General features: G+C 62.2%; 25 protein-coding genes. 14 read left to right on the forward strand and 11 right to left on the reverse strand.

Features of this window, described 5'->3' with window-relative positions; genetic code table 11:
- Positions 1-133: 133 nt before the first annotated feature.
- From uvrA to AB433_RS06000, 8 genes are all read left to right on the forward strand, one after another.
- Positions 134-3,091 carry an excinuclease ABC subunit UvrA gene (gene uvrA / locus AB433_RS05960; RefSeq protein ID WP_047820318.1) on the forward strand — a complete coding sequence of 986 codons (2,958 nt, stop codon included), beginning with the start codon at positions 134-136 and terminating at the stop codon, positions 3,089-3,091.
- 54 nt (positions 3,092-3,145) lie between these two features.
- Positions 3,146-3,598, forward strand: a complete 453-nt coding sequence (locus tag AB433_RS05965) for a CHRD domain-containing protein (protein ID WP_053059013.1) — start codon at positions 3,146-3,148, stop codon at positions 3,596-3,598.
- A gap of 39 nt (positions 3,599-3,637) precedes the next feature.
- Positions 3,638-3,949: a hypothetical protein gene (locus AB433_RS05970; protein ID WP_047820319.1), complete on the forward strand. Its 312-nt coding sequence runs from the start codon at positions 3,638-3,640 to the stop codon at positions 3,947-3,949.
- A gap of 152 nt (positions 3,950-4,101) precedes the next feature.
- Positions 4,102-4,428 carry a hypothetical protein gene (locus tag AB433_RS05975; protein ID WP_047820320.1) on the forward strand — a complete coding sequence of 109 codons (327 nt, stop codon included), beginning with the start codon at positions 4,102-4,104 and terminating at the stop codon, positions 4,426-4,428.
- Positions 4,429-4,575: 147 nt separating this feature from the next.
- Positions 4,576-5,013, forward strand: a complete 438-nt coding sequence (locus AB433_RS05980; protein WP_156170692.1) for a hypothetical protein — start codon at positions 4,576-4,578, stop codon at positions 5,011-5,013.
- A gap of 269 nt (positions 5,014-5,282) precedes the next feature.
- A protein-coding gene (locus AB433_RS05990) for an IS3 family transposase (protein ID WP_156170623.1) occupies positions 5,283-6,454 on the forward strand; the annotation gives its coding sequence in 2 pieces (ribosomal slippage) (positions 5,283-5,535 and positions 5,535-6,454; 1,173 coding nt in all).
- Complete coding sequence (locus tag AB433_RS19370) at positions 6,367-7,257, forward strand: hypothetical protein (protein WP_169749275.1); 891 nt, start codon at positions 6,367-6,369, stop codon at positions 7,255-7,257. Before AB433_RS05990 ends, AB433_RS19370 begins: the two co-directional genes overlap by 88 nt.
- A gap of 138 nt (positions 7,258-7,395) precedes the next feature.
- The gene (locus tag AB433_RS06000) at positions 7,396-7,815 is read left to right on the forward strand and encodes a hypothetical protein (RefSeq protein WP_156170693.1); all 420 of its coding nucleotides are present in this window, start codon (positions 7,396-7,398) and stop codon (positions 7,813-7,815) included.
- Positions 7,816-7,826: 11 nt separating this feature from the next.
- On the opposite strand, the gene AB433_RS21220 is transcribed toward AB433_RS06000, so the two are convergent.
- The 7 genes from AB433_RS21220 to AB433_RS06035 all read right to left on the reverse strand — a co-directional run bounded on the left by AB433_RS21220 (position 7,827) and on the right by AB433_RS06035 (position 15,092).
- Positions 7,827-8,369 carry a septal ring lytic transglycosylase RlpA family protein gene (locus tag AB433_RS21220; protein ID WP_245626598.1) on the reverse strand — a complete coding sequence of 181 codons (543 nt, stop codon included), beginning with the start codon at positions 8,367-8,369 and terminating at the stop codon, positions 7,827-7,829.
- 786 nt (positions 8,370-9,155) lie between these two features.
- Positions 9,156-10,373, reverse strand: coding sequence for an argininosuccinate synthase (locus AB433_RS06010; protein ID WP_047820323.1), 1,218 nt, complete (start codon positions 10,371-10,373; stop codon positions 9,156-9,158).
- 9 nt (positions 10,374-10,382) lie between these two features.
- Positions 10,383-11,747, reverse strand: a complete 1,365-nt coding sequence (locus tag AB433_RS06015) for an MATE family efflux transporter (protein WP_053059015.1) — start codon at positions 11,745-11,747, stop codon at positions 10,383-10,385.
- 31 nt (positions 11,748-11,778) lie between these two features.
- On the reverse strand, positions 11,779-13,026 hold the full coding sequence (locus AB433_RS06020; protein ID WP_047820325.1) for an SAM-dependent methyltransferase: 1,248 nt from the start codon (positions 13,024-13,026) through the stop codon (positions 11,779-11,781).
- Positions 13,027-13,060: 34 nt separating this feature from the next.
- Positions 13,061-13,828, reverse strand: coding sequence for an SDR family oxidoreductase (locus AB433_RS06025; protein ID WP_047823448.1), 768 nt, complete (start codon positions 13,826-13,828; stop codon positions 13,061-13,063).
- Positions 13,829-13,936: 108 nt separating this feature from the next.
- Positions 13,937-14,314 carry a glycine zipper 2TM domain-containing protein gene (locus AB433_RS06030; protein WP_047820326.1) on the reverse strand — a complete coding sequence of 126 codons (378 nt, stop codon included), beginning with the start codon at positions 14,312-14,314 and terminating at the stop codon, positions 13,937-13,939.
- A 184-nt stretch (positions 14,315-14,498) separates the two neighbouring features.
- Positions 14,499-15,092, reverse strand: coding sequence for an FMN-dependent NADH-azoreductase (locus tag AB433_RS06035; RefSeq protein ID WP_047820327.1), 594 nt, complete (start codon positions 15,090-15,092; stop codon positions 14,499-14,501).
- Between the two features lie 44 nt (positions 15,093-15,136).
- On the opposite strand from AB433_RS06035, the gene AB433_RS06040 reads away from it, so the two are divergent.
- Positions 15,137-15,559, forward strand: coding sequence for a winged helix-turn-helix transcriptional regulator (locus AB433_RS06040; protein ID WP_245626600.1), 423 nt, complete (start codon positions 15,137-15,139; stop codon positions 15,557-15,559).
- Here the strand turns inward: AB433_RS06040 and rlmN are convergent, their stop codons facing one another.
- Positions 15,560-16,804 (reverse strand): dual-specificity RNA methyltransferase RlmN, encoded by a 1,245-nt coding sequence (rlmN, locus tag AB433_RS06045; RefSeq protein WP_047820328.1) that lies wholly within the window; start codon positions 16,802-16,804, stop codon positions 15,560-15,562. It lies immediately after the preceding gene.
- 246 nt (positions 16,805-17,050) lie between these two features.
- Here rlmN and AB433_RS06050 point away from each other — a divergent pair, with 246 nt between their 5' ends.
- Positions 17,051-17,722 (forward strand): outer membrane protein, encoded by a 672-nt coding sequence (locus tag AB433_RS06050; RefSeq protein ID WP_047820329.1) that lies wholly within the window; start codon positions 17,051-17,053, stop codon positions 17,720-17,722.
- Positions 17,723-17,785: 63 nt separating this feature from the next.
- Here the strand turns inward: AB433_RS06050 and AB433_RS06055 are convergent, their stop codons facing one another.
- The 3 genes from AB433_RS06055 to AB433_RS06065 form a co-directional block, all read right to left on the reverse strand.
- Positions 17,786-18,226, reverse strand: coding sequence for a hypothetical protein (locus tag AB433_RS06055; protein ID WP_053059016.1), 441 nt, complete (start codon positions 18,224-18,226; stop codon positions 17,786-17,788).
- 22 nt (positions 18,227-18,248) lie between these two features.
- Positions 18,249-18,740, reverse strand: a complete 492-nt coding sequence (greB, locus tag AB433_RS06060) for a transcription elongation factor GreB (RefSeq protein ID WP_047820331.1) — start codon at positions 18,738-18,740, stop codon at positions 18,249-18,251.
- A gap of 64 nt (positions 18,741-18,804) precedes the next feature.
- Positions 18,805-20,829 (reverse strand): lytic transglycosylase domain-containing protein, encoded by a 2,025-nt coding sequence (locus tag AB433_RS06065; RefSeq protein WP_047823451.1) that lies wholly within the window; start codon positions 20,827-20,829, stop codon positions 18,805-18,807.
- A gap of 141 nt (positions 20,830-20,970) precedes the next feature.
- On the opposite strand from AB433_RS06065, the gene dapA reads away from it, so the two are divergent.
- From dapA to AB433_RS06085, 4 genes are all read left to right on the forward strand, one after another.
- Positions 20,971-21,861, forward strand: a complete 891-nt coding sequence (gene dapA / locus AB433_RS06070) for a 4-hydroxy-tetrahydrodipicolinate synthase (RefSeq protein ID WP_047820332.1) — start codon at positions 20,971-20,973, stop codon at positions 21,859-21,861.
- A gap of 53 nt (positions 21,862-21,914) precedes the next feature.
- Entirely contained in the window at positions 21,915-22,397 is a 483-nt protein-coding gene (smpB, locus tag AB433_RS06075) for an SsrA-binding protein SmpB (RefSeq protein ID WP_047820333.1), read from the forward strand.
- A 234-nt stretch (positions 22,398-22,631) separates the two neighbouring features.
- Positions 22,632-23,180: a DUF2062 domain-containing protein gene (locus AB433_RS06080; RefSeq protein WP_082135028.1), complete on the forward strand. Its 549-nt coding sequence runs from the start codon at positions 22,632-22,634 to the stop codon at positions 23,178-23,180.
- Positions 23,180-25,588, forward strand: coding sequence for a hybrid sensor histidine kinase/response regulator (locus AB433_RS06085; RefSeq protein WP_047820335.1), 2,409 nt, complete (start codon positions 23,180-23,182; stop codon positions 25,586-25,588). The genes AB433_RS06080 and AB433_RS06085 overlap by 1 nt, the downstream gene beginning before the upstream one ends.
- Positions 25,589-25,633: the final 45 nt, after the last annotated feature.

A 25,633-nucleotide genomic window follows, 5' to 3' on the forward strand; every position in this document is an offset into this window, starting at 1 on the left:
AATCCGCCCCATCCGCCCCACATCGCTCATCTTGGGGCGGACAAGCCCACGGTGGCGCTTGACGGCGCGGAACATTTGCGGAACACATTCGCCATATGAGACTCACCACGATCCCAAAGCACAGGCTTGTCCTGTGCTGACCGAAATCAAGGTGCGCGGCGCGCGCGAGCATAACCTTAAAGGCATCGACATCGATCTGCCGCGCGATGCGCTGATCGTGATCACCGGCCTGTCGGGCAGCGGCAAGTCCAGCCTTGCCTTCGACACGATCTATGCCGAGGGGCAGCGCCGTTATGTCGAGAGCCTGAGCGCTTATGCACGCCAGTTCCTCGAGATGATGCAGAAGCCCGATGTGGAGCATATCGACGGCCTGAGCCCCGCGATCTCTATCGAGCAGAAGACCACCAGCCGCAACCCGCGCTCCACCGTGGCGACGGTGACCGAGATCTACGACTACATGCGCCTGCTCTGGGCGCGTGTCGGCGTGCCCTACAGCCCCGCAACCGGCTTGCCGATCGAGGCGCAGACGGTGTCGAACATGGTCGACCGGGTCATGGCGCTGCCCGAAGGCACGCGGCTCTATCTGCTGGCCCCCGTCGTGCGCGGGCGCAAGGGCGAGTACCGTAAGGAACTGGCCGAGTGGCAAAAGGCCGGGTTCCAGCGCGTGCGCATCGACGGCGAGATGTACCTGATCGAGGAAGCCCCTGCGCTCGACAAGAAATACAAGCACGACATCGAGGTCGTGGTCGACCGGATCGCGGTAAAGCCGGGGATTGAGACGCGGCTGGCGGATTCGTTCGAACAGGCGCTGAAACTGGCCGAGGGGCTGGCCTATGTCGATCTGGCCGATGGCGTCGTGCCGGGGCGTGAGGATGAGGCCAAGGGCGCGAACGTAACCGGCGGCCAGATGAAGGGGGCAGGCATCCCCGCCAACCGCATCGTGTTCAGCGAAAAGTTCGCCTGCCCGGTTTCCGGCTTCACCATTGAGGAAGTCGAACCGCGCCTGTTCTCGTTCAACGCGCCGCAAGGGGCCTGTGCGGCCTGTGACGGGCTGGGCGAAAAGCTGCTGTTCGATCCGCAACTGGTGGTGCCGAACGAGGCCCTGAGCCTGAAGAAAGGCGCGGTCGTGCCTTGGGCGAAGTCCAACCCACCGTCGCCCTATTACATGCAGGTCTTGGCCAGTCTGGCGCGCGAATACGAATTCGACCTGACGACCCCGTGGGAGGATTTCGACAAGGAAATCCGCGAGATCATCCTCTACGGCACCAAGGGCCGCGCGATCCCGCTGACCTTCAAGGACGGGCGCAAGGAATACACGGTCAAGAAACCGTTCGAAGGGGTGATCGGCAACCTCAACCGCCGGATGCTCCAGACCGAGTCCGCGTGGATGCGCGAGGAACTGGGCAAGTACCAGACCGCGCAGCCGTGCGAGGTGTGCGATGGCAAGCGCCTCAACGAAAAGGCGCTGGCGGTGAAGATCCCGAGTGTTTTTGGGGCGACCGACATCGCGACGCCCACCAAGATGAGCGTGTCCGATGCGAAGGACTGGTTCCTCGCGCTGCCCGAACAGTTGAACGACACGCAGAACCAGATTGCCAAGGCAATCCTGAAAGAGATCAACGAGCGGCTGGGCTTCTTGGACAACGTGGGGCTGGATTACCTGAATCTCGACCGGACGTCGGGCACGCTGTCGGGCGGTGAGAGCCAGCGTATCCGCCTTGCCAGCCAGATCGGTTCGGGCCTGTCGGGTGTGCTCTACGTGCTGGACGAACCGTCGATCGGTCTGCATCAGCGCGACAATGATCGGCTGCTCGAAACGCTGAAGCGTTTGCGCGATCTGGGCAATACCGTCATCGTCGTTGAACATGACGAGGACGCGATCCGCGCGGCGGACCACGTGGTGGACCTTGGCCCCGGCGCGGGCGTGCATGGCGGCGAAGTCGTCGCGCAGGGCACGCTGAAGCAGGTGCTGAAGTCGAAAGCGTCGCTGACCGCCGCTTACCTGAACGGCACGCGCGAGATCGAGGTGCCGAAGAAGCGGCGCAAGGGTAACGGCAAGGCCATCACCGTACATGGCGCGCGGGCGAACAACCTGAAGGACGTGACCGCGTCGATCCCGCTGGGCACGTTCACCTGCATCACCGGCGTGTCCGGCTCGGGCAAGTCGAGCTTTACCATCGACACGCTTCACGCCGGGGCCGCGCGGACGTTGAACGGCGCGCGCGTGGTGGCGGGGGCGCATGACAAGATCACCGGCCTTGAACATTGCGACAAGGTGATCGAGATCGACCAGTCGCCCATCGGCCGCACCCCGCGGTCGAATCCCGCCACGTATACCGGCGCCTTCACCAACATCCGCGACTGGTTCGCCGGCCTGCCGGAATCGCAGGCGCGCGGGTACAAACCGGGGCGATTCAGCTTCAACGTCAAGGGCGGCCGGTGTGAGGCGTGCCAGGGCGACGGGCTGATCAAGATCGAGATGCACTTCCTGCCCGACGTTTACGTCACGTGCGAGGAATGCCACGGCAAACGCTATAACCGCGAAACGCTGGAGGTGAAGTTCAAGGGCCTGTCCATCGCCGACGTGCTGGACATGACGATCGAGGACGCGGAAGAGTTCTTCAAGGCCGTCCCCCCGATCCGCGACAAGATGCACATGCTGAACGAAGTCGGCCTCGGCTACGTCAAGGTCGGCCAGCAGGCGACGACGCTTTCAGGGGGTGAGGCGCAGCGGGTGAAGCTGGCCAAGGAACTGTCGCGCCGGTCGACGGGGCAGACGCTCTATATCCTGGATGAGCCGACGACGGGCCTGCATTTCGAAGATGTGCGCAAGCTGCTGGAAGTGCTGCACCGCTTGGTGGAGCAGGGGAACAGCGTGGTGGTGATCGAACACAACCTCGACGTGATCAAGACCGCCGACTGGATCCTTGACCTTGGCCCCGAAGGCGGGGTGCGCGGGGGCGAGATCGTGGGTGAGGGCACGCCGGAGGACGTGGCACAGAACCCGCGCAGCTTTACCGGGCAATACCTTGCGCCCATGCTGGGCCTGCCGGTTTTGGGCATGGAGATGGGGCGCGAGGCGGCGGAGTAGAGGTTCGCCGCTGGGCATGATACGCTGTCTTCGTATCGGAGAAGGAGTCGCATCATGAACAAGTCCGCCATCGCCATCGCCGCCGCGCTTGTGGCCACACCCGCGCTTGCGGGTCATCACGAGGAGATGCCCGCCAAGGCCGACGGGCATTCGCAGATGCTGATGACCGGCCTGCTGGGCGCGAACGAGGTGCCGGAAGGCGATCCCGATGGTCGCGGGCAGTTCATGGGATGGGTGAAGGACGGCCAGCTTTGCTATCGCCTGATGGTCAACAAGATCGACGCCGCCACCATGGCGCACATCCACACCGCGCCCGCCGGGGCGAACGGGCCGGTCGCCGTGCCGCTTGAGGCGCCCGCCACGGGCAAGGCAGAGGGTTGCGCCGATGTCGATGCCGACTTGCTGGCCGCGATGCTGGCGTCGCCAGCCGACTACTATGTCAACGTCCACAATGCGGAATATCCCGGCGGCGCGGTGCGCGGCCAGTTGATGATGCACGGGATGTAACCCGCGCGATAGTGACGAAACGCCACCGGGGGGACTGGCATGGGCGACTTTGTGAAGAAGGCACTTGTCTGCCTGATATCGGGCGGCATCGCCTTCTACTTCGCGTTCAACTGGGCGCGAGAGATCCGGGTGGAAGCCGAACCCTATGGCGGCGGGACGGACGGGATAGAGATGGCGCAATGCGTCAACCAGTTCAGCGACCGCCTGCCCAGCAAGGTCGCGGCAGAGACCGCGTGCCGCTGCACCCGTGCAGAGTTCAAGCGGCGCGGACTGGAACTGACCGACATGATCACCGGCGACCGGGCAGAGATGCAGGAAATCGCCGACGCCTGCATCGCGATGGCATCGTGAACCTTTAGGCCGCCTTGGGACGCCAGGCGCACGGGGCAGGCCTTCGCCGCGACATGGCAAACGCCCAAATGGCAAACGCCCACATGGCAAACGCGTTGTTAACCGTCCTGTGCCATCCCTGCGCCGGTAGTTAGGGTTCGCGCGGGGGCGTCATGAGTAATCGGTCAAAGGGTTTCGTGTTCTTCTTGGTGCTGTTCGCCGTCATCGGCTATGCCACCTACTATCTGGCCGCCGAACTGGGATACCGCACCGATCAGGACAAGGGCGAGGTCGGCGGGGCCAAGGACCTTTGCGTCGCGCATTTCGAACCGCAGTTCACCGCCGAAGGGCAGTCCCCCGCGACGCGCCGCGCCGAACTGACCTGCGATTGCGTGATCGTCGAATTCCGCAACCGCGATCTGAACCCGGCCGAAATGCTGTCGGGCAAATACCCTGAGGGCGATGGCATTATCGACGCCTGCGTCAACATGTACGCCTGACCAGCTCCAAAAATTTGACCACTGTGCGCCGCGTCACCGCGCGGGGGCCGGGCGCGCGCTATCTCCTCTTCATCGCCGGGATCGGTCCGGCGGATGGATTTGACCCGCATGGCCGCCAAGGCGGCGCGGGGTAGAGGAGACGAGACGATGAAAACGATCCTGAGCATTATCGCCGCCACGGCGGTTCTGGCCTCCAGCCCGGCGATGGCCGCCGGTTACCTGAAGATCGGCGACATCAAGGGCGAGAGCGAGGCGGCGAACGGCGGGGAAGAGGATTGCTGCGTGCAGGCCAAACCGCGCCCCGATCACATGGGGACCGACCAGCGCCGCAGCGGCGTTCGCGTGGCCAGCGGCGATGTGAATGGAGCCAAAGAGAATGGGGGCCGGGCCGATGTGATTACCGCGCCGGGGGCAGGGGGCGGCCCGCATGTAAAGGTGTTCAATGGCACCGATGGCGCGGCCCGCGCCCGCACCGGCTCCACCCGCCCCGCCACGCCGAGCCGCTTGCGCTCGCCGGGTCAGGAGCCGCAGGCCGCCCTGCTGCTTCCGGCGGTCCAGTCCGCGCGCGAGGCGGCGCGCCGCTGATCCTTCGTCCCCGGTTGGGGGATCGGGGATGCCAAGGGAACGGCTGGTGGCGAAGCGAATGCTTCGCTGCCAGCCGTTTTTCGTGCTCACCTCGTCAATTTCATTAGGAATGGAATGAGTTTTCAATCAATTGTGTATAATTTTTTAGTTCATATGGCATTATCGGAATAGTTTAGGAAATGTGGGTCGACTAAGATTTGCGATGACGTGACCCCCTGATTTTCCTCCAATTTGGATTAGAGTCCGGCCCTTACAGAAGGACGGACGAGATGAAGAGAACGAGGTTTTCCGAAGAGCAGATCATCGGTGTGCTGAAGGAGGCTGAGGCGGGTGCGAAGACCGCTGACCTGGCCCGGCGACACGGAGTGTCGGAAGCGACGATCTACAACTGGAAGTCGAAGTATGGCGGGCTGGAGGTGTCCGATGCCCGCCGACTGAAGGAGCTCGAGAGCGAGAACGCGAAGCTGAAGCGGTTGCTCGCCGATGCCATGTTGGACCAGGCCGCGTTGAAGGATCTTCTGGCAAAAAAGTTCTGACGCCCGCCGCCAAGCGGGAAGCTGTCGCTCATCTCCAGGCCTGCCACGGGATGAGCGAGCGGCGGGCGTGCCGTGTCATCGATGCTGATCGCAAGAGCGTGCGTTACCGTTCCACCCGGGACGATGACGCCGATCTGCGTGAGAAGCTGCGCGAGCTGGCCAACCAGCGTCGGCGGTTCGGCTATCGCCGTCTGCACATCCTGCTGCGCCGGGAGGGGATCATGATCAACCGGAAGAAGACCCAGAGGCTCTACCGTGAGGAAGGGTTGGCGGTCAGACGACGACGCAGTCGCAGGCGTGCTGTGGGCACGAGAGCACCTGCTCCGGTGCTGGCGCTGCCGAACCAGCGCTGGAGCCTGGACTTTGTTCACGACCAGATGGCTTCGGGAAGACGATTCCGGGTGCTCAACGTGGTCGATGATGTGACGAGGGAGTGCCTGGCAGCGGTGCCGGATACGTCGATCTCCGGGCGCCGTGTCGTGCGCGAACTGACTGAGCTGATCGCGCAGCGTGGCAAGCCCGGCATGATCGTCAGCGACAATGGCACCGAGCTCACCAGCAATGCGGTGCTGGCATGGTGTGGGGAGATCGGTGTGGAGTGGCATTACATCGCACCGGGAAGGCCAATGCAAAACGCTTACGTCGAGAGCTTTAATGGCCGCATGCGGGACGAACTGCTCAATGAGACTTTGTTCCTCAGCATGGCTCACGCCCGCGTCGAGATCGCTGCCTGGGTGGAGGACTACAACCGGGAGAGGCCGCATTCTTCCCTCGACTACGACACCCCGGCGGCGTTCGCCGCCAAACTGGATAAGCAATGGCCAGCTTCGCTACGCCCTACGGGCTCCGCTACGCAGCCCATTGCTTCAACCGCGCTCATGCGCAACAACGCGGTCCGGCTCTAATCCCAGCTGGGGGAAAGCTGGGGGTCACGTCAGAGGCGCTGGCCGATAGCGGGTCGGTGCGGGCGGCTTGTGCGCGCGTGGGGATGAGCGCTCAGGCGGCCTATTCCTTGCGGCGGCGGTCCGATGCGCGGGCCTTTCGGCAGGCGTGGGATGCGGCGCGCGCCTTTGCGGCCCATGCTCTTGAGGAAGCGGCGTGGGACCGGGCGATCAACGGCACGATCAAGCAACATTTCTATCATGGCGAGCTGGTCGCCGAAACGCGGGTCTATTCGGACAAGCTGCTTATCCAGCTGCTCGACCGCAATCGCGACGCGCTGGAGGCCAGCGGCACCGATCCGCACGTGCTGGAAGAAGTCATGGCCGACTGGGACGGCGCGCTGGACCGGTTGGGCAGCGACGACTGGATCCGTAGCGACGCCGAATGGGCCGCCGAGAATGTGGGGCATAGCGATGGGGATGTTGAAGAGGACGATGCGGATGGGGATGGCGCGCCCGAACCCGATCCGGTCCGCGCCGCCGATCCCATGCCCGCTGTTCCCAAGCCCGCCGCGCCCGAACCGGAACCCGCGCCATCGCGCATGGACGAAATCGCGCGCCTGATGGCGGAGCGGGGCGAGGATGTCTCTGACGACGAAGGCCCCGACACAGGCCCCAAGGCTGGCCCCGAACCAGATCGGGCGCAGGGGTGCCGGGAATTTTTGCCGGGCGTGTCAACTTCGTCAACTTCCAGCCGCCAGACCCGGCCAGAGGACTGGGTCCTGCCGGTCAAACAGTGGCGAGAGGGAATTCCGATTCAGGGGTAGGGGGCCTCGCACCGGCGACCTGCCCCTTGCGGGGCCAGCGCAATCGGGCGATGAAGGCGCGCGGTAACCCGGCCTTTACCACCGTGGCGTAGGGCTGAACCCGATGGACGGGTCGCAAGCGGACAGGACGGAGTATTGATGGTGCGGTTCCCAATGGCTGGTGCGGTTCTGATGGCGTCGACCCTGCTGCTGGCGGCGTGTGGCGACGATCCGAAGCCGGGGCTGGAAGATGAACAGCGCGCCGAAAAGGTGCTGACCTGCCGCGATGTCGTGGGCCATTTCGCCCAGAGCGCGCGCAAGGAGGAACAGTTGTGCGATTGCCTGACCGGGCGACTGGCGCAGCAGCGGCTGACGCTGGCCGACCTGAGCGGGCCGAAGCAGGACCGCGCGATGGAGCAATTGCGCTGGTGCATGAAGCAGACCGGCGTATCGCAAGGCGGCGCGGCCAAGCCGGCGGCTGTCGCCAGCGAAGCGCCCGAGAGTGAGGAAACGCCCGACGCAGACGCGACCGCAGCGGCAGAGGCCGTGGCGGAGGAAGCGGCTGCTCCGGCGGAATAGGGTGGAGCGGCTTAGCCTTCGAGGAGGCTGAGCGTTACCCGGTCATGCCCGCGGGCCTTCAGCCCGATGGCGTCGGCGGCGGCCTCTGACAGGTCGATCACGCGCTTGCCATGGAACGGGCCGCGATCGTTGATGCGGACCACGATGGACTTGCCGGTGCGGGGCGAGGTGACGCGGACCTTGCTGCCAAAGGGCAGGGTGCGGTGCGCCGCGGTGTATTCGGCAGGGTTGAACCGTTCGCCGCTGGCCGTGGGGCGACCGGCGAATTTTGGCCCGTACCAGCTGGCCATGCCGATGCCCAGCTCCTCTGCCACGTCGGAGGCATCGTTGGCCGGTTCGGGTTCGGCGAAGGGGGCCGCGTCGTTGCCCATGCCGGGCAGGGGGGCAAGGTCGATGTCGCTCTGCAGGTCGGTTTCGAAGCCGGGGCGTGCGGCCTGCACGTCCTCGCTAACCGCCAGTGCGGCGGTGGCCGGCACGAGGGCGACGATGGCAAAACCGAGCGCGAGGCGAGAGGCCCGACGCTGTGCGGAGCGTTTCTGAATAGTCCCGTCCATGCAGGTGCTTATACCACGCAAAAACGAACCAAAGGTTTCGCTCCGTCTCAATTCCGCCACATTCGGCCCCGGTTCCGGGAACGGTCGGGCGGATTGGAGATGGCGGCGACTCGGTCGGTGGAGAGGGCGCGGAACGCAAATGGGGCCGGCATCACTGCCGGCCCCACTCTCACCGTCGCGTGGTCCCAGGGGGAACTTGGCGCCCGGCGTTTCGGCTATCGCACCTGGCGGTTCGAAGGCCTATGTCGCCCGGCGCTCGCGCCGGCATCCGGATCGTTCGGGGGGTCGGTTCGGTTTGGAAGAGCGTTCTCTTCTCCCGTTCCGTTCGCTTCCCGATCCGAAGCCGCATCTTCTTGTGGCCTGTCGCTTCACCCGATCCGGTGTTCCACTTCCACAAGGGAGGCTTCGCGCCATTTCGTCCACGTCAGGGCCGAAGATTCGGCCATGCCGGTCTTTCCTCTCACGATCTGCCCGGTTCCTCATTCACGATCCGAAGATCACGAACGCTGGTTCTGGCTGCACCGTGCGGTTTGCACTGGCATATCGGAAGGTTTTGAATTTCCTCTGTCGTTCCAGGCCTTTCGGCCGGTCTGCCAGCGGGTTCGTTCCCTTTCGACAATCCAAAGGTGCCTCCGCAGCGTGAGTCGTTCAAGCGGCCAAGCGGCTACTTTTCCACAGGGCATGCGATTCCCGGTGGACAAGAGTGGACAAACCCGTCATTTGGCGCGGTTCCGCCGCAACAGCGAACGAATCGCGCAGTCGCGGCGCCGATTTTTGCAGGTGCGGTTAGCGGCCCTGTTTGGCCAACAGCTTCAGGCGCAGCGCGTTCAGCTTGATAAAGCCTTCCGCATCCTTCTGGTCATATGCGCCCGCGTCATCCTCAAACGTCACGTGGCGTTCGGAATAGAGCGAGTTTGGCGACTTGCGACCGACGACAGAGACCGAGCCTTTGTAGAGCTTCAGCCGGACGGTGCCGTTCACTGCCGCCTGCGAATGGTCGATAGCGGCCTGCAGCATCTCGCGCTCTGGCGCGAACCAGAAGCCGTTGTAGATGAGCTCTGCATATTTCGGCATCAGCTCGTCCTTGAGGTGCGCCGCGCCGCGATCCAGCGTGATCTGTTCGATACCGCGATGCGCAGCGGCGTAGATCGTGCCGCCCGGTGTTTCGTACATGCCGCGCGACTTCATGCCGACGAAGCGATTCTCGACCAGATCGAGACGCCCGATGCCATGCTTGCGTCCCAGTTCATTCAGCTCAGTCAGCAGCGTGGCGGGCGATGTCGGCTTGCCGTTCAGCGAAACACCATCACCCTTTTCGAACCCAATCTCGATATATTCGGGAGTGTCGGGCGCGTCTTCCGGGTTCACCGTGCGCGAATATACGTAGTCCGGGGTCTCTTCCCACGGGTCTTCCAGCACCTTGCCTTCGGAAGATGTGTGCAGAAGGTTTGCGTCTGTCGAAAACGGGCTTTCGCCGCGCTTGTCCTTGGGCACCGGGATCTGGTGCTGTTCCGCCCACGCGATGAGGGCGGTGCGGGAATTCAGGTCCCACTCGCGCCACGGGGCGATGACCTTGATATCGGGATCGAGCGCATAGGCCGACAGTTCGAAGCGGACCTGGTCATTGCCCTTGCCGGTCGCGCCGTGCGCGATGGCGTCGGCGCCAGTCTCGTGTGCGATCTCGATCAGGCGCTTGGAAATCAGGGGGCGTGCGATCGACGTGCCGAGCAGGTAGTCGCCTTCGTACTTGGCGTTCGCGCGCATCATCGGGAAAACGAAGTCGCGAACGAATTCTTCGCGCAAATCGTCGATATAGATGTGCTGTTCCGGAATACCCATCAGCTGCGCCTTGGCGCGCGCGGGTTCCAGTTCCTCACCCTGGCCGAGGTCGGCGGTAAAGGTCACCACTTCGCAGTTGTAGGTGACCTGAAGCCACTTCAGGATGACGGAGGTGTCGAGGCCGCCCGAGTAGGCAAGGACCACTTTCTTGATGGAGTCGCTCATGCGCGCCGGTTAGGGGGCGCTTGCGCTGTTCGCAAGTATATCCTTCCCATCAATCGACCGCATAAGGCCGGGAATATAGGCACCAAGGGTCGCCGCACGCAGCAGATAGGTCGTTGTGAAAGCGATCCAGACGCCGATGTTGCCCGTCTGGCGCAGGGTCAGATCGAGCGCGACATAGAGCGCGGTCGTCAACACTGCAGCGTTGCGCAGCGCCTTGCCTTGCGTCGCGCCGATGAACACGCCGTCGAGCATCCACGACGGCGCGCCGATCAGCGGTATGAGCGCGGCGAAAGGCAGGAATGCCACAGCGATGGATGCGGTGGCTGGATCGGTGACTATCAGGTTGATGACCGTGCCGCCCGCGAGCCAATAGATCGCTGCGAGAACAAGCCCGCCAGCGATTGCGAACTCGCTGGTCAGGCGAACGGAGCGCAAAAATCTCTCGCGCGATCCGGCACCGATCGCTTGTCCAACGCGCGCCTCTGCCGTGAACGCAAATGCATCGAGCACGAAGGCCGAGACCGAAACGAATTGCAACAGGACATGGTTCGCCGCCAGCGTGGTCGCCCCCAGACGCGCCCCGGCATTGGCGAGCCACGTGAAGGCGAAGAGCAGGGCAATCGTGCGGATCATCAGGTCGCGATTCACGGCGAACAAGCGGCGCAAGGCCTCTGGATCGAGCAGGTCTGCACGAGGCGTTCGGCGCAAAAGCGCCAGCGGGCCGACCCCGGCAATGCGAGAACAAATCGCAAGGCCGGTTATCAAGGCCAGCCACTCCGCCCCTGCCGTGCCCGCACCGATGCCGCCCGCGCCAAGCCCTGCTCCCCAGACGAGGGCGACATCGAACCCGGCGTTGGCGAGGTTCATCACAATCTGCAGCAACAATGCGTCGCGTGTCCGCCCAAGACCGAGCAGCCAACCGGTCATCGCATAGACCGCCAGCGCAGCAGGTGCCCCGAAAAAACGGGCCGATACATAGGCTGAAGCCTCCCCACTTACCTGCGTGCCGCCAGACATCATGGCAAGCGCAAGCGCGGTGATCGGCACATGCAGCGCGAAGAGCGCCAGCCCGAGTGCAAATCCGATGCCGATGCCGCGAAAGAGCAGGGCCTCGACCTCGCGCCTTGCACCACCGCCGTCAGCTTGTGCGACCAGACCGGTAAGGCCCATGCGGAGAAAGCCAAAGCTCCAGAACACGAGGTTGATGATCGTCGCACCCAGCGCCACGCCCGCCAGTGCGGCAGCATCCCCCGTTCGGCCCACGACAAGCGTATCGACGATCCCGACGAGCGGCACGGTCGCCTGCCCGACCATGATCGGCCAGGCCTGCGCGAATATGGCGCGGCGCGTCAGTGGGGCTGGAGCGACAGACATCGCCGTCGCATGGCGCGACACTGCCTTCGGTTCAAGCGTTCAGCTGCGTTTCTGCCGATGCCATATAATCGCGTGACAGGGGCAGTGCGTACCGGTCGCGGACATACTGTATCTGGAAGTTGCACATTCCGCCATTCTCGAATGCCGACGTCGCGCCGGCCAGATAGAACGTCCACATGCGGAAGAAACGGGGGTCGTACATCGCCTCGATCTCTTCCTTGTGGTTCATGCACCGGTCGTACCAGCAGCGCAGCGTCTTGGCGTAGTGGAGGCGCAGCGTTTCGACATCGCTGGCGATCAGGCGTACTTTCTCGCTGGCCGCTACCGTTTCGGACAGCGCGGGTATATAGCCGCCGGGGAAGATATACTTTTGCGTGAAGGCGTCGGTCGTGCCCGGCTTACCCATGCGCCCGATGGTGTGGACCAGCGCAACGCCGCCTTGATGCATGAGCTGGCCAATCGAGCGGAAATAAGCCTCGAACTGGGGGCGGCCTACATGTTCGAACATGCCGACCGATACGATACGGTCGAAAGTGGCGCCGCTCTTGGCCAAGTCGCGATAGTCGACGAGTTCAAAGCGGGTCAGGGCCGAAACGCCGGCGGCCTCGGCCCGCTCGCGCGCCAGCGCCAGTTGTTCCTCGCTAAGCGTGATGCCGGTGACATGAACGCCCGCGCGCCGGGCGAGGAAAATCGCCATGCCGCCCCAACCGCACCCGATGTCGAGCACCCGTTGTCCCGGTTCGAGCGCCAGCTTGGCGGCGATATGCGCCAGCTTCATCTTTTGTGCCTGTTCCAGCGTCTCCACGCCGTCCGGCCAATAGGCGCATGAATATTGCATGTGCGGTGCATCAAGCATCAGGCGATAGAAGTCGTTGCCGATGTCGTAATGGTGCGCAACGTTGCTCTTCGAACTGGCCGCGTGGTTGACGGCAGTGCGGACGAACGAAAGTCTATCCTTCATTCGGCGGAAGAACGTCGGCGCGCGCAGGCCCTGTCCGTGGTCCCATCGGCGATTGGCGCGCAGCATGTGGATCAATTCCATGATCCCGCCGCCTGCAATGTGCAGCTTGCCGTCCATCCACGCCTCGGCAGCGCCAAGTCGCGGGTCGGTCAGGATCTGACGCGCGACGCCATCGCCCAGCGTGATTTCCAGTTCCTCAAAACCGGGAGAGGGCGCGCCGAATCTGGAAATGCGTCCACTGGCATGGTGAACGGTCAGCACACCATGATCGATCATCGATGCGAAAAACCGATCAAGGATGCTTTCCGATGCGCTCATGCGATTGATCCTACAAGCTTATTCCGAAAGTGTCTCAGCTTTCGCCGCGTGCGAGGTGCAAAACGTCGCGCGGTTGAGACATCAGATGCTGGCCGGAATCGACGTAGATCGTCTGTCCGCTTTCCAGCGCGCCACTCGCCAGAAACAGCGCAGCCTCCGAAAGCTCGTCGGGCCGGGTCAGGCGGTGCAGCAGGTTCATGCGGCCGCTAATCTCATGCTCGTGCGCGACCTGATCGTGGCTGGGCAGCATTGCACCCGGGGCAAGGCCGTAAATCCTGTCGTCAGATCCCACATGGGCCATTGCCAACATCTGGGTCGCGTTCGCCAGCGCCGCCTTAGCCATGGTGTAGCTGAAAAAGTCGGGGTTCATATTCGCGAGCTTCTGGTCGAGCACATTTATAACACACCGCCCTCGATCGCTCTGCGCTTGGGCAAGAAACGCTTGTGCCAACGCCACGGGGCCTTCGGCATTCGTGCGGATTGCCGTGTCGAACACGTCCGGATCGATCGCATGCGCCGTGTCAGGCTCGAACACGGCGGCGCAATTGATCAAAACGCACCATTCGAGGAGCGCTCCAGCAAGACGTTTGACGGTCTTTTCAATGGCCGAGAGATCGGAGATGTCGAACCCCACCGTCTCCGCGCTCTCCAGCGTGTCGGCCAGGCGGTCGGCATCAGTGCTGGAGCTGTGGTAGTGCACGATCACGTGCCATCCCGAATCGGCAAAACGACGGGCCATGTCTGCACCCAGTCTTTGGGCAGAGCCGGTGATGAGGACTGCGGGTCGTTTCGCGGAAATCATGGCCAGCAAAGGACCACATCTGCAGCCGGTTGTGAAGCGGCGAGATCACAAAACAAAAGGGCCGGACACCCGATAGTGTCCGGCCCCAATGTCATTTTTCTATCTTGATCAACGGCAGCGGGCATCACCACGGTCGATAGAGCGGCCGATGATGGCACCTGCGGCAGCGCCGAGGATCGTACCGGTCGTACGGTCACGCCCGCCATCGATCTCGCGGCCAAGAAGCGCACCACCGGCAGCACCGATGATCAGACCCGTCGTGCCATCGTCGCGCTTGCAGTAATAGCGACCGTCATCACCACGCCAATAGCGGTCGCCACGGCGCATTTGGCGCGGCGCGTAATAACGGTCACCACGGCGATAGCTGCGTTCGTGCTTGTCGCGATAGCCGTGGGCCGGGGCCCAGGACGGCGGGTCTGCGAAAGCCGGAGCGGCGGGAAGGGCCAGTCCCGCGGCTGCGACCGCTACGATCAGGGTCTTTTTCATAATTCGTCCTTTCTTCCTTCCACCTGCCCGGGTTGCTCCCGGATCAGCGGTTGGATGCGAATCTGCATTTCGCCACCGGAACCTGCGATGAACCGGCCATGCAGAAACACAATGCGGGACAAGTGGTTGCCGGGTTGCGATGAAATGCCCTTAACCCGAATTTAACCTTGATCGCCGCTCAACCCTAAAGTGCGTCGATCGCTTCTTGCGCGTTGGCAATGGCCTGTTCGGGGCCGTACGCACCGACTCCGTGACCTCGAACGAAGGTCACGTCATCCACTCCGATAAAGCCAAAGAATGCTTCGATTAGACCTTCGTGGAATGTTAGTGGGGGCTGACCGGGCTGGTACCGACCGCCAGCAGAAGAGGCGACGATTACTCTCCGTCCATCGACAAGACCCTCTGGTCCGTTCTCTGAGTAGCGGAAGGTGACCCGAGGGATCCCGAGACGATCAATCCAAGCCTTCAGGTTGGACGGTATGGTAAAGTTGTACATCGGCGCGCCGATCACGACGACATCAGCGGCCAGAAATTCATCAAGAACCTTGCGCTCCGCCTCGGCAGCAACCTTCATATCGTCAGATTTGTCTTCGTCCGGAAAGCGGATTGCGCCGACGAGAACGGGATTGAGGTGCGCGAGCGGTTCGGTGCCAAGGTCGCGATATGTGACGGTGGCATCGGGATTATCCGCCTTTAGCTTTTCGATGATCTTTGCCGTGAGGGCGCGGGTGACGGATGCCGCGCCGGTGGTTGCGCTGTCGATGTGTAGAATATTCACGTTGGTAATCTCCGGTATAAAACGATAACTACCCGGATATGGAATTGACCCCCACACTTGCGCAAGAAGGCACACGAACGTCCGAAGGGCACATCGGTGATACCGACCTGATCGAAGCATTCGGCGCGTGCGCCGCCGTAACCGACATGCTGTCGCGCGTGGGGGACAAGTGGTCGATGCAAGTGGTGATGAAGCTGGGCGAGCAACCCCGGCGCTTTAACGAGTTGCGCCGCGCGGTCGATGGCATCTCGCAACGGATGCTGACGCGTACTCTGCGCAACTTGGAGCGTGATGGGTTGATCAGCCGGACGGTTACGCCGACCGTACCACCGCGCGTTGACTATGCGTTGACGGGAATGGGGCACTCGCTTGCAGAGCCTGTACGGCGGCTCAGCCACTGGGTCTTGGAAAACCGTATGGAGATCGAAGCTGCTCGCGCCGAATACGATCGGCAGGACGCGGACTGATCAGTCCTCCAAAGCAGCCTGTTTCTCTGCCGCGATGCGGTCCAGTTCGGCACGGCTCTTCTTTTCCGCCGCCGTCTTAAGCTGGCCACAAGCCGCGTCTATGTCGCGCCCACGCGGGGTGCGGACGGGGGCACTGATCCCGGCTTCGAAGACGATGTTCGAGAATGCACGGATGCGTTCAGGCGTCGAACATTCATAGACCGCACCCGGCCACGGATTGAAGGGGATAAGATTGACCTTGGCGGGCAGCTTGAACTTCTTGATCAGGCGGACCAGTTCGCGCGCATCGTCGTCACTATCGTTCTTGTCCTTCAGCATCACGTACTCGAAGGTGATGCGCCGGGCATTGGATGCGCCGGGATAGTCGGCACAGGCCTGTAGCAATTCCTCAATGCCGTACTTCTTGTTGATCGGCACGATTTCGTCGCGAATTTCCTTGGTGACGGCATGAAGCGAAACGGCAAGATTCACCCCGATCTCATCGCCGCACTTTTCCATCATCGGCACGACGCCGCTGGTGGAAAGGGTAATGCGTCGCTTCGACAAGGCAAGCCCATCACCATCCATTACGATCTTGAGCGCGTCGCGGACGTTGTCGAAGTTATAGAGCGGTTCGCCCATGCCCATCATCACGATGTTGGTGAGCAGGCGCCCGTCGGAGGTGTAGTCGCCTTCGCTCTCTTCGACGTCCAGGCCGTCCATCCGGCCCTTTGGCCATTCGCCCAGCGCGTCGCGGGCAAGCATCACTTGTCCCACAATCTCACCCGGAGTCAGGTTGCGCACTAACCGCATCGTCCCGGTGTGGCAGAACCGACAATTGAGTGTACAACCCACCTGACTCGACACGCAGAGCGTGCCGCGATCGGCGTCGGGAATGAACACCATTTCGAAATCGTGGTTGTCGGCGGTGCGCAGCAGCCACTTGCGCGTGCCGTCGGTCGAGTGCTGGGCCTCCACCACCTCGGGGCGAGCGATGACGAAACGTTCGGTCAACCACGGACGCATGGTTTTGGCGATGTCAGTCATCGCTTCAAAGTCGGACACGCCGCGGTGGTAAATCCAGTGCCACACCTGCTTGCCGCGCAGCTTCGCCTGACGTGCGTCGAGGCCTGCCTGCTCGAACAGGGCGGCGATCTGCTTCCTGGGGAGGCCGAGCAAGTCGATCCGTCCATCTTCACGCGGAGTAACTTCGCGGGGAACGGGGACGGGGTCGATATGGCCCGGAACTGGCATATTCATCTGCATGACGCGCCATATAGAGCGTGCGTGCGCCCGCGCAAAGGGTGCCGCCGATCCGGTTTCAAGACACACTCAGATCGGAAAACGCATTGGGTGGAATCTCACCGCAAATCGCGCACATTTCGACGGTGAAATGTGCCGAAATCTCGGCGAGTTACCCTGTTGTCTGGCGTTAAGGAAACAAGCAAATCGGCTTCTTCGTTTCACTGGTCCACCCCGCAAATGGGGATGAGGGAAACGATTGGAGTTACCATGAAAAAGACTATCGCAATTCTCGCCGCCGGTACCGCGTTCGGTGTCGTAGCGATGCCCGCCGCTGCCCAGAACATGGGGTCCAGCGACTTCACCGGCCCACGCGTCGAGGCCATCATCGGTTATGACGTTTCCAAGGCGGGCTCCACTTCCGACAATGACATCAACGATCAGGATGACGAGAGCATCGATGGCCTGATGTACGGTGTCGGTATCGGGTATGACGTCGATATGGGCGGCGTGGTTGTCGGTGTCGAAGGCGAATACACCGACTCGACCGCAAAGACCGAGTACAGCAATGGCGGCGATTTCGAAGGCTTCGGTCTTGGCCGCGTGGACGCAGGTCGTGATCTTTATGTCGGTGCCCGCGTCGGCGCCAAGGTTTCGCCCGACCTGCTAGCCTATGTAAAGGGCGGCTATACCAACGCCCGCTACAACGTTCTGGCCACTGATGGTGAGAACGAGCTGGACGAGAACATCGACACCGACGGCTGGCGCCTTGGCGCGGGTCTTGAGTACGCGATGAGCGACAACATGTTTACCAAGATCGAGTATCGCTATTCGAAGTACAGCGAAGCGGAAATCGACTTTCAGGATTTGCCTGACAGCGACCGTTTCGACATCGACACTGACCGTCATCAGGTCGTGGCATCGGTTGGCATGCGTTTCTAAGCGCGAGCAGAGCGAACGAGAAAATGCGCGGGGCCGGGCGACCGGCCCCGCGTTTTTCGTATGTCAGCGACAGGCAACGATGGCGGCGTCGATTGCCGTGGGCGCACCTTCTAGCCGGTAGGAATCGCGGAAATAGTGACCATTCAGGTCGCGCGCGCCAACGGTCATCGTATCGCGGCTACGGATTGCCGCCACGACTTCGCGGTCGGAACTTGTCCTGTCGCCGCCGCTCCACGCCGTGTCCCCGCCGCCGGTCAGCCGGAAGCGGCGATTGCCCACATCGAGGGTGATTACCGCGTCACGTGCCAGCGTGCGGGACAAGCGCAAGGTTAGGCGTTGATTGCCCGGCCCGGCGGAGATGCTGGCGAAAGGCTGGCGTTGACGGGCCAGTTGCGAGGGTTCGGCCAGGGCGATGGCGTAGCACTTCTGGCCTTCGCGGAAAGCGCCCCATCCTTCATGTGCGGCAATGGGTTCGGGCTGCGCGGCGGCGGGTGCGGATATCAATGCAAGTGAGGGGAGTAGCCACCTAATCATAGGAGATATCCATGATTTCCCACTCTTTCTCACCGCTTGGCAATCTTACGGTGCGCAAGTCGCCAGCCGCAGCACCGCGTAGCGCGCGGGCGAGGGGAGAGCCCCATCCAATTCGGGATACGCTGGCATCGGCCTCGTCGTCACCGACAATAGTTACGGTGCGATGTTCGTCGTCCTCATCGGCAATTGTTACTTTAGCCCCGAAGAAGACGCGTCCCTTGTCCGGCTGGTCCGCCGGATCGACGACACGTGCTGATTTCATCCGACGCGACAGGTGCGCCAATTCGCGATCGATTTCGCGAAGCCGTTTGCGCCCGTAGATGTAATCGCCGTTCTCGCTCCGGTCGCCGTTTCCGGCGGCCCAGCTGACGATGTCGACGATCTTCGGACGCTCTTCGCCAAGCAGCACGTCGTAACGCGCACGCATCGCGGCATAGCCCGCTGGCGTAATCGGATTGCCTTTAACTTTCGCAACGTCGCTCATGCCAACGGTCTTAATCGGGTGGCGCAGCGAACGCCATTACTAGCCCCCAGTTAATGGCTCCGACTCATTGGCCAGGTCGTTTCCCGAGGTAATAGCTCAGCGGATAGTCGCCGCTTTTGTTGCCCGCATCGGGGTAAAGAGCATCATAATAAGCCGCATTTTCCAGCACGCGCGCGACATAGCGCCGCGTCTCGGTAAACGGAATCGCCTCTATCCAATCAACCCAGTCGACCGCACCGGTGCGCGGATCGCCATTCGCGCGCAGCCATTTGCCCACGTTGCCCGGCCCGGCGTTATAGGCCGCGACCGCCAGCGGATAGGATCCGCCAAACACGTCCATCATCCGCGCGAAATAGCCCGAGCCGAGGCGCATGTTGTACTGCGGGTCGCCAATCAGCGAGTCCCGGCTGTAGCTCATGTACATCTTGCCCGCCTGTTCCTGCGCGGTGCCCGGCATCAATTGCATGAGCCCGCGCGCACCGGCATGGCTGACTGCATCGGTGGCGAACTGGCTTTCCTGACGGCTGATCGCGTGAATCATCGACCAATTGCGATCGGTGCCGGTCGGAACGTCGATTCGCGGGAAAGCATAGGGTGCAAAGGCATATATCTGCGCGGTAGATGCTTCGCGTCCCGCGATAACGCCAAGGTCACGGCGACCCGTTTCGCGCGCCAACCCTGCAATCAACGCCCAATCTTCCGGCGAATCGGCCTGCTGGCCCAGTTCGCGGAAGAAATAGACCGCGGTGCGCCAATCACCCATGCGCCCAACTTCGCGAGCAGCTTGTACGAGTGGCTGCGCATTGAATGCTTGACGCGCCGCCATCGAAGGCGCGGGAAGAACGCCGGTCGGCACCTCTAGCGCGCGGCCCAGCTTTTCATGGGCGAGCTGGCCATAAAACTGGTCGGGATAGGCGGCCGCCGCCTCGTAATTGCGTTTTGCGACCGACTGAAGGTTCGCCTTGTCAGCGGCAAGACCGGCGAAATAGAAACCCTTGGTGCGGGCAGGGGCCGTGCGTTGCGAGGCACCATATGCCTCGAACATCGCGGCGGCGCTGGCCGCGTCGCCACGCTTCAGCGCGGCTTCGCCAACCGGGTAGAACAGCTTTTCGAACTCGTCGCGAATGCCGCTCGACATTTGCGACACGTCGTCTTTCGGTCCGAAAGCCTGCAGTGCGCGCTTGCCGATCCGCACCGCCGTGCCGACATCGCCGATGGCCAACGCATCGCTCGCCTGCATACGCATCTCGGTTACGAAAGCGCGCTGGTCCGAAGGCAAGCTGGACAGGGCCGGAGCATTTGCGATCAATCCGCGCGCGGCCATGTTTTGACCGCTTGTGCGCAGCTGCCGGGCTCGATTGTAGAGATAGCCGGGGTCGCTATTGGCGTTGGCTGGAACCGTCAGCCCAATCGTCGCCGGGTCCTGCCCCTGCGCCGCCGAGAGCCGTGCCATCAGCAACGCGCGCGATGACCCACGAACTTGCGATATCTGACGCTGAGCAGCAGCAAGATCGGCCTGCCACAGCAGTTCGTCCATGCGCGCGACGTGATCCGCCTCTGTAAAGCGGTTGCCGAACATCGACAGGATCGTCGCCTCTGCTGTGGGCGACATGGTTCCGCCGCGCCAAGCTTCGTGCGCGACGGTTGCCGCTTCGGGGCGACCGACTGCGCGCAGTGCCAAGGCATATTGCGCGCGGGCGGTGTTGCTGATCGGCGGGTACTTGTCGAAAAACGCCACCATGCGAGCCGGATCGACATAGGTATCGGCCATCGCCGCCTCTGCCTTGCCCTGCAGGTAATCTTGGCGAGGAAAGCCGGGATATTGGCTGATGAACCCGGCATATTCCTCGAAAGAACCGCTCCGCTGTTCAATCAGCTGATTCCAGCGAGTGACGGCATAGGTCATCGGCCCCGGACGCGCCGCCAGCGAACGCATCCGCGCTTTATCCCAATCCGAAGGGTTCCATTCGATCTGGCCGAACGTCTGCGCCTGCGCATCACCTTCCTGCGCGGCGGCGGGCAGGGCGAAAACGCACCCCAACGCGGCAGTTGTGGCAAGACCGGCCTTCAAAAGGCCTGTGCGACGCATAATGAATCGACGTGTGACCATGCTGGACATTATAGGGAAACCCTCCTTATCAGCCGGTGAACGTTAAGGCAGGCAGTGTGTTCCGTCTTAACCATAATCCAGTTACGAACAGCATATTCCATATTTACCGGAGCTTACCCGATGTTTTCAGGGTCGATACCAGCGCTTGTTACCCCGTTTCGCGATGGCACAGTCGATGAAGATGCGTTTCGCCGCCTGATCGACTGGCAGATCGAGAATGGGTCCAAAGCGCTCGTCCCCTGTGGAACGACGGGCGAGGCATCCACGCTGACCAATGCCGAGCATCATCGTGTAATCGAGATTTGTGTCGAACATACGGCAGGTCGCGTTCCGGTTATCGCCGGGTGCGGTTCGAACGATACGGCAAATGCGCTGATGCACATGACGTTTTCCAAGCGTTATGGCGCAACCGCGGCACTGGTCGTCGCTCCCTATTACAATAGGCCCAGCCAGGCCGGGCTGATCGCACATTTCTCGCATTTGGCCGAAAATTGCGATCTGCCGATCGTGCTTTACAACGTGCCAGGGCGGACGGTTACCGATATCGAGCCTGAAACGGTCTGCGAATTGGCGAAGCGCTTTCCGGATCGGATTGTCGGGATCAAGGACGCCAGCGGCGATTTGTCGCGCGTGGTCGATCATCGCATGGGCATCGGACCTGATTTTTGCCAGCTGTCAGGCGACGATGAGCTTTCGCTTCCGGCCAACGCGGCAGGCGCGATGGGCTGCATTTCGGTTACCGCAAATGTTGCGCCCAAACTGTGCGCGGAATTTCAGCAGGCTTGCGTCGACAACGATTTCGCGCGCGCGCGAGAGATTAACGATCGGCTTTATCCACTCCATTACGCCATGTTCGAGGATGCCAGCCCCGCGCCGTGCAAGTATGCGCTTAGTCGCGTGCACGATTGGATGACCGACGAACTGCGTCTGCCGCTGGTCACCTGTTCGGATAAGGCAAAGGCCGCCGTCGATGCGGCGCTGGAACATGCCGGGTTGCTGGAACCGGCTTGAATTGAAAGGTGGGGGCTTTCGCATAGGCGAACCGCCCCCTACATGCCTGCCCTATGGCCAGACCGAAGCCCGCCACGTTTGAGAAAGTAAAGACCGTCGCCGAGAACCGGCGAGCGCGGTTCGATTACTTTATCGAGGATACGTTCGAAGCAGGAATCGCGCTGACGGGCACCGAGGTAAAGTCGTTGCGGTCGGGTGAAGGATCTATTGCCGAATCCTATGCCGAGGTTCGCGATGGACAGGTCTGGCTGGTAAATGCCAACGTTCCCGAATTCAGCCACGGCAACCGCTTTAATCATGAGCCGAAGCGGCCGCGCAAGCTGCTGCTGCATCAGCGTGAGATCGAGAAGCTTTTCGGCGCGGTAGAGCGCAAGGGTATGACGCTTGTGCCCCTGTCGGTCTATTTCAACGGCAAGGGGCGAGCCAAGGTCGAGCTGGCGTTGGCCAAGGGCAAGCAGACCCACGATAAGCGCGCCACCATCAAGGACCGCGACTGGAAGCGGGACAAGGCGCGCCTGTTGCGCGAAAACGGCTGACGCCCCCGCCGGAACAATCGGACGATCCTGCGATCCGTTCGGGCGCATTATTTCCGGCAGAATGATGACAATTATGGTAAACGTCGTCATGGAGCTGTGACGCCGTTCACCACCTGTGTAGAAACGCGGCGTATAAGGGGGCATGGCCGCTGGCTATCTGCGGTTATCGGAACGAAAAAGGGTATCATGGCGCAGCGCCTTGCCGGCCGGATCATCGGTTGGACGCGATCGAAAATGCCAACGCGGGAACAGATGGAGCAGAACCGCTTCATCCGTCCCTATGCACACCGCGTTTTGCGGTCCGAACTTTGGCGATTTACCCGCAGGTCGGTTCCGCGCGGGGTCGCCTTGGGTATAGCGGCGGGGATCATCATTCCGCTGGGCCAGATTTTTGTTGCCGCGCTTTTGGCTTTGCCTTTTCGGGCCAATGTTCCGGTTGCGGCCACGACAACTTTTATCACCAACCCCGCGACAATTCCCTTCGTCTGGTGGTTCGCGAACTGGCTGGGCAGCACATTGCTTCGCGTCGATGAGGTCACAATCATCGCCCCGGTCAGCACCGCGATGCAGCAGACCGAGTTCGACAAGTTTCTAGAATGGCTGACGGGCGAGACGCTCGTGACGGCGTTCGGTCTTGTCGCGCTGGCGTCGATCTGTAGCGCGCTCGGCTATCTGTTCTCGTCATGGGGCTGGCGTTGGTGGGTCGCGCGCAAGCGCAAGAAGATAATCCGGGCCCGCCGCGAACGGCTTGAACGCGCACGCCATGCAGAGGGCAGTGCCTGATGCTGGGACCCATTCGCGAGAGCTCGGTCCGTAGCCTGCCCGATTGGGCGATGATCGCGACGGCTGTTCTGGCCAGCGCCGTGGCGATCCAGCTGATGACCGAATTGTGGGAGCTGACGCTTGCTTACGCCGGTGCGCTGATCGTCTTTATCGTCGTGCTGCGCAGTGCGATGAAGCGAGCGCCCGACGACGCGGAGGCCAAGCTGGCCGCGCCGGACTGGTCAGTGACGGTTGCAGCCATCGAGCGACCCGATGTCGCGACCGTGATTACCGAGCGCTCCGGCAAGGTTGTTTGTGCCAACAGCCGTTATGGAGAGTGGTTCGGGTTCTACAACATCCCGCCGCAACTGGCGTTGGATGAGGACTCGCAAGAGCGCCTTGCGCGCACTGCCCGTGAAGCCTGGCGCAAGGGTGAGGCCAGCACCGATGCGCTCGTCGGCACAAGCGGTCGCTGGCATGCTGTTCTGCGGCGGGCGGGGCGTGGGCAGAACTACCTCGTTTGGGAACTTGCCCCTGTCGAGACGGTCGATCTGGCCGCCCGCCTGGTGCGGCAGCTGGATGACAAGCTGGGGCGCGCACTGGGCATCGCGGGTATCCATGCCGTGGCGGTTAGCGCGAATGGTGAAATTCTTGGTACGAATGGCGAATTTGCGCGTCGTGCCGCCGGGGAAATTCCCGCCAATCTGGTGGGCCGCGAGTTCGTGGAGTACCTGACCGCCGACGAGTACGACCGCATCTTTTACGCGCGTGAGGGGACCAGTGGCGACGATCTGCGCCTGATCCACTTGCCGATCGTCGATCCCGATATCATCGACCAAAAGCAGTCTGGCGAGCCGCCGGTCCTGTTTCTGATCATCGAGGGCGGCTTGAGTTCCGGCAATTCGGCAGCCCTGCCAGAGATCGAGAGTTTGTTGGCTCTCCTGCCGCTCGGCCTTGCGATGACCGACCGTGAGGGCAGGTTCCTGTTTGCTAACAAAGCCTTCCGCAGGGCTGCCGGTCTGGAAACGCACGGCGAAATTCCGCCCTATCCGTCCGACCTTGTCGTTCGTGAAGACAAGGGCGCGTTGGCCGATTCGATCCGACGCCATGCAGCGGGGACACCCAGTTCTGGCGCGATGCCGGTGCGTCTGCACTCCACGCCGGACGATCCGGTGGCGCTTAGCCTTGCTGGCGTTCGCGGGCTTGGCGAAGCCGCCGTTCTGCTCAGCCTGAAGGACACGACGGAAGAAACTCGCCTTAAACGTCAGGTAGCGCAGGCAACCAAGATGCAGGCGGTGGGCCAGTTGGCGGGCGGCGTTGCGCACGACTTTAACAACGTGTTGACGGCGATCATCGGTTATTGCGACTTGATGTTGTTGCGCCATGCCCCGGGCGACAGCGATTACGACGACATTCAGCAGATCAAGGCGAACTCGAACCGTGCGGCGTCGCTTACCCGGCAATTGTTGGCGTTTTCGCGCCAACAGACCCTGCGGCCACAAGTGCTGCAATTGCCCGATATCGTGTCCGAGGTTTCGGCGCTTCTGAAGCGGTTGATTGGCGAGAAAATCCGGCTTGAGGTAAAGCACGACCGCGCGCTTGGCGCCGTTCGTGCTGACCCGCAGCAGTTGGAGCAGGTTATCGTAAACCTAGCCGTAAATGCGCGCGATGCGATGTTGTCGCAAGGGGATAGCGGCACGCTGACCATCTCGACACGTAAAGTTTCTGCACGCGATGTGCGGGCGCTCAAGAACGAAATCCTGCCGCCGGGCAATTATACCGCGCTGATCGTCGAGGATACGGGTGAGGGCATTCCCGCCGACAATATCGGCAAGATCTTCGAGCCGTTCTATTCGACCAAGGAAACCGGCAAGGGTACCGGGCTTGGCCTGTCCACAGTCTACGGCATCGTGAAGCAGTCCGACGGGTTCATTTTTGCCGAAAGCGAGCCGGGACAGGGTGCGCGGTTCACGGTCTACCTGCCGGTCCACGTGCCGGTGCCAGGTGAGATCGTTACGCAAGCCAAGATCGAAACCGAGCCCCGTGCGGCGTTTGGCGGCACCGGTCGCATCCTGTTGGTCGAGGACGAGGATACCGTCCGTGCAGTGGCCGAACGGGCGCTGGTGCGACAGGGTTACACGGTAACGGCCGCTTCGGACGGCGAAGAGGGGCTTGAGGTCATTCGCGCAGGTGGCGAGTTCGACCTGATCATTAGCGACGTGGTGATGCCGACGATGGACGGCCCCGCGATGGCGCGCGAGATTCGCAAGATCAAACCTGATCTGCCGATCCTGTTCATGTCCGGCTATGCCGAGGAACAGCTGCGGCGCGAAATCGATATTGCGTCCATGTATTTCCTGCCAAAGCCTTTTTCTGTCGCACAGATCGGGGAAAAGGTCGCTGGGGTGCTGGGCGCGGCACGCGGATAGACGTAGGCTGCTTTTGAGCATATCGGAACTTCTGCTTCGTTTCGT

It is taken from the genome of Croceicoccus naphthovorans, assembly GCF_001028705.1.
Classification (GTDB): Bacteria; Pseudomonadota; Alphaproteobacteria; order Sphingomonadales; family Sphingomonadaceae; genus Croceicoccus; species Croceicoccus naphthovorans.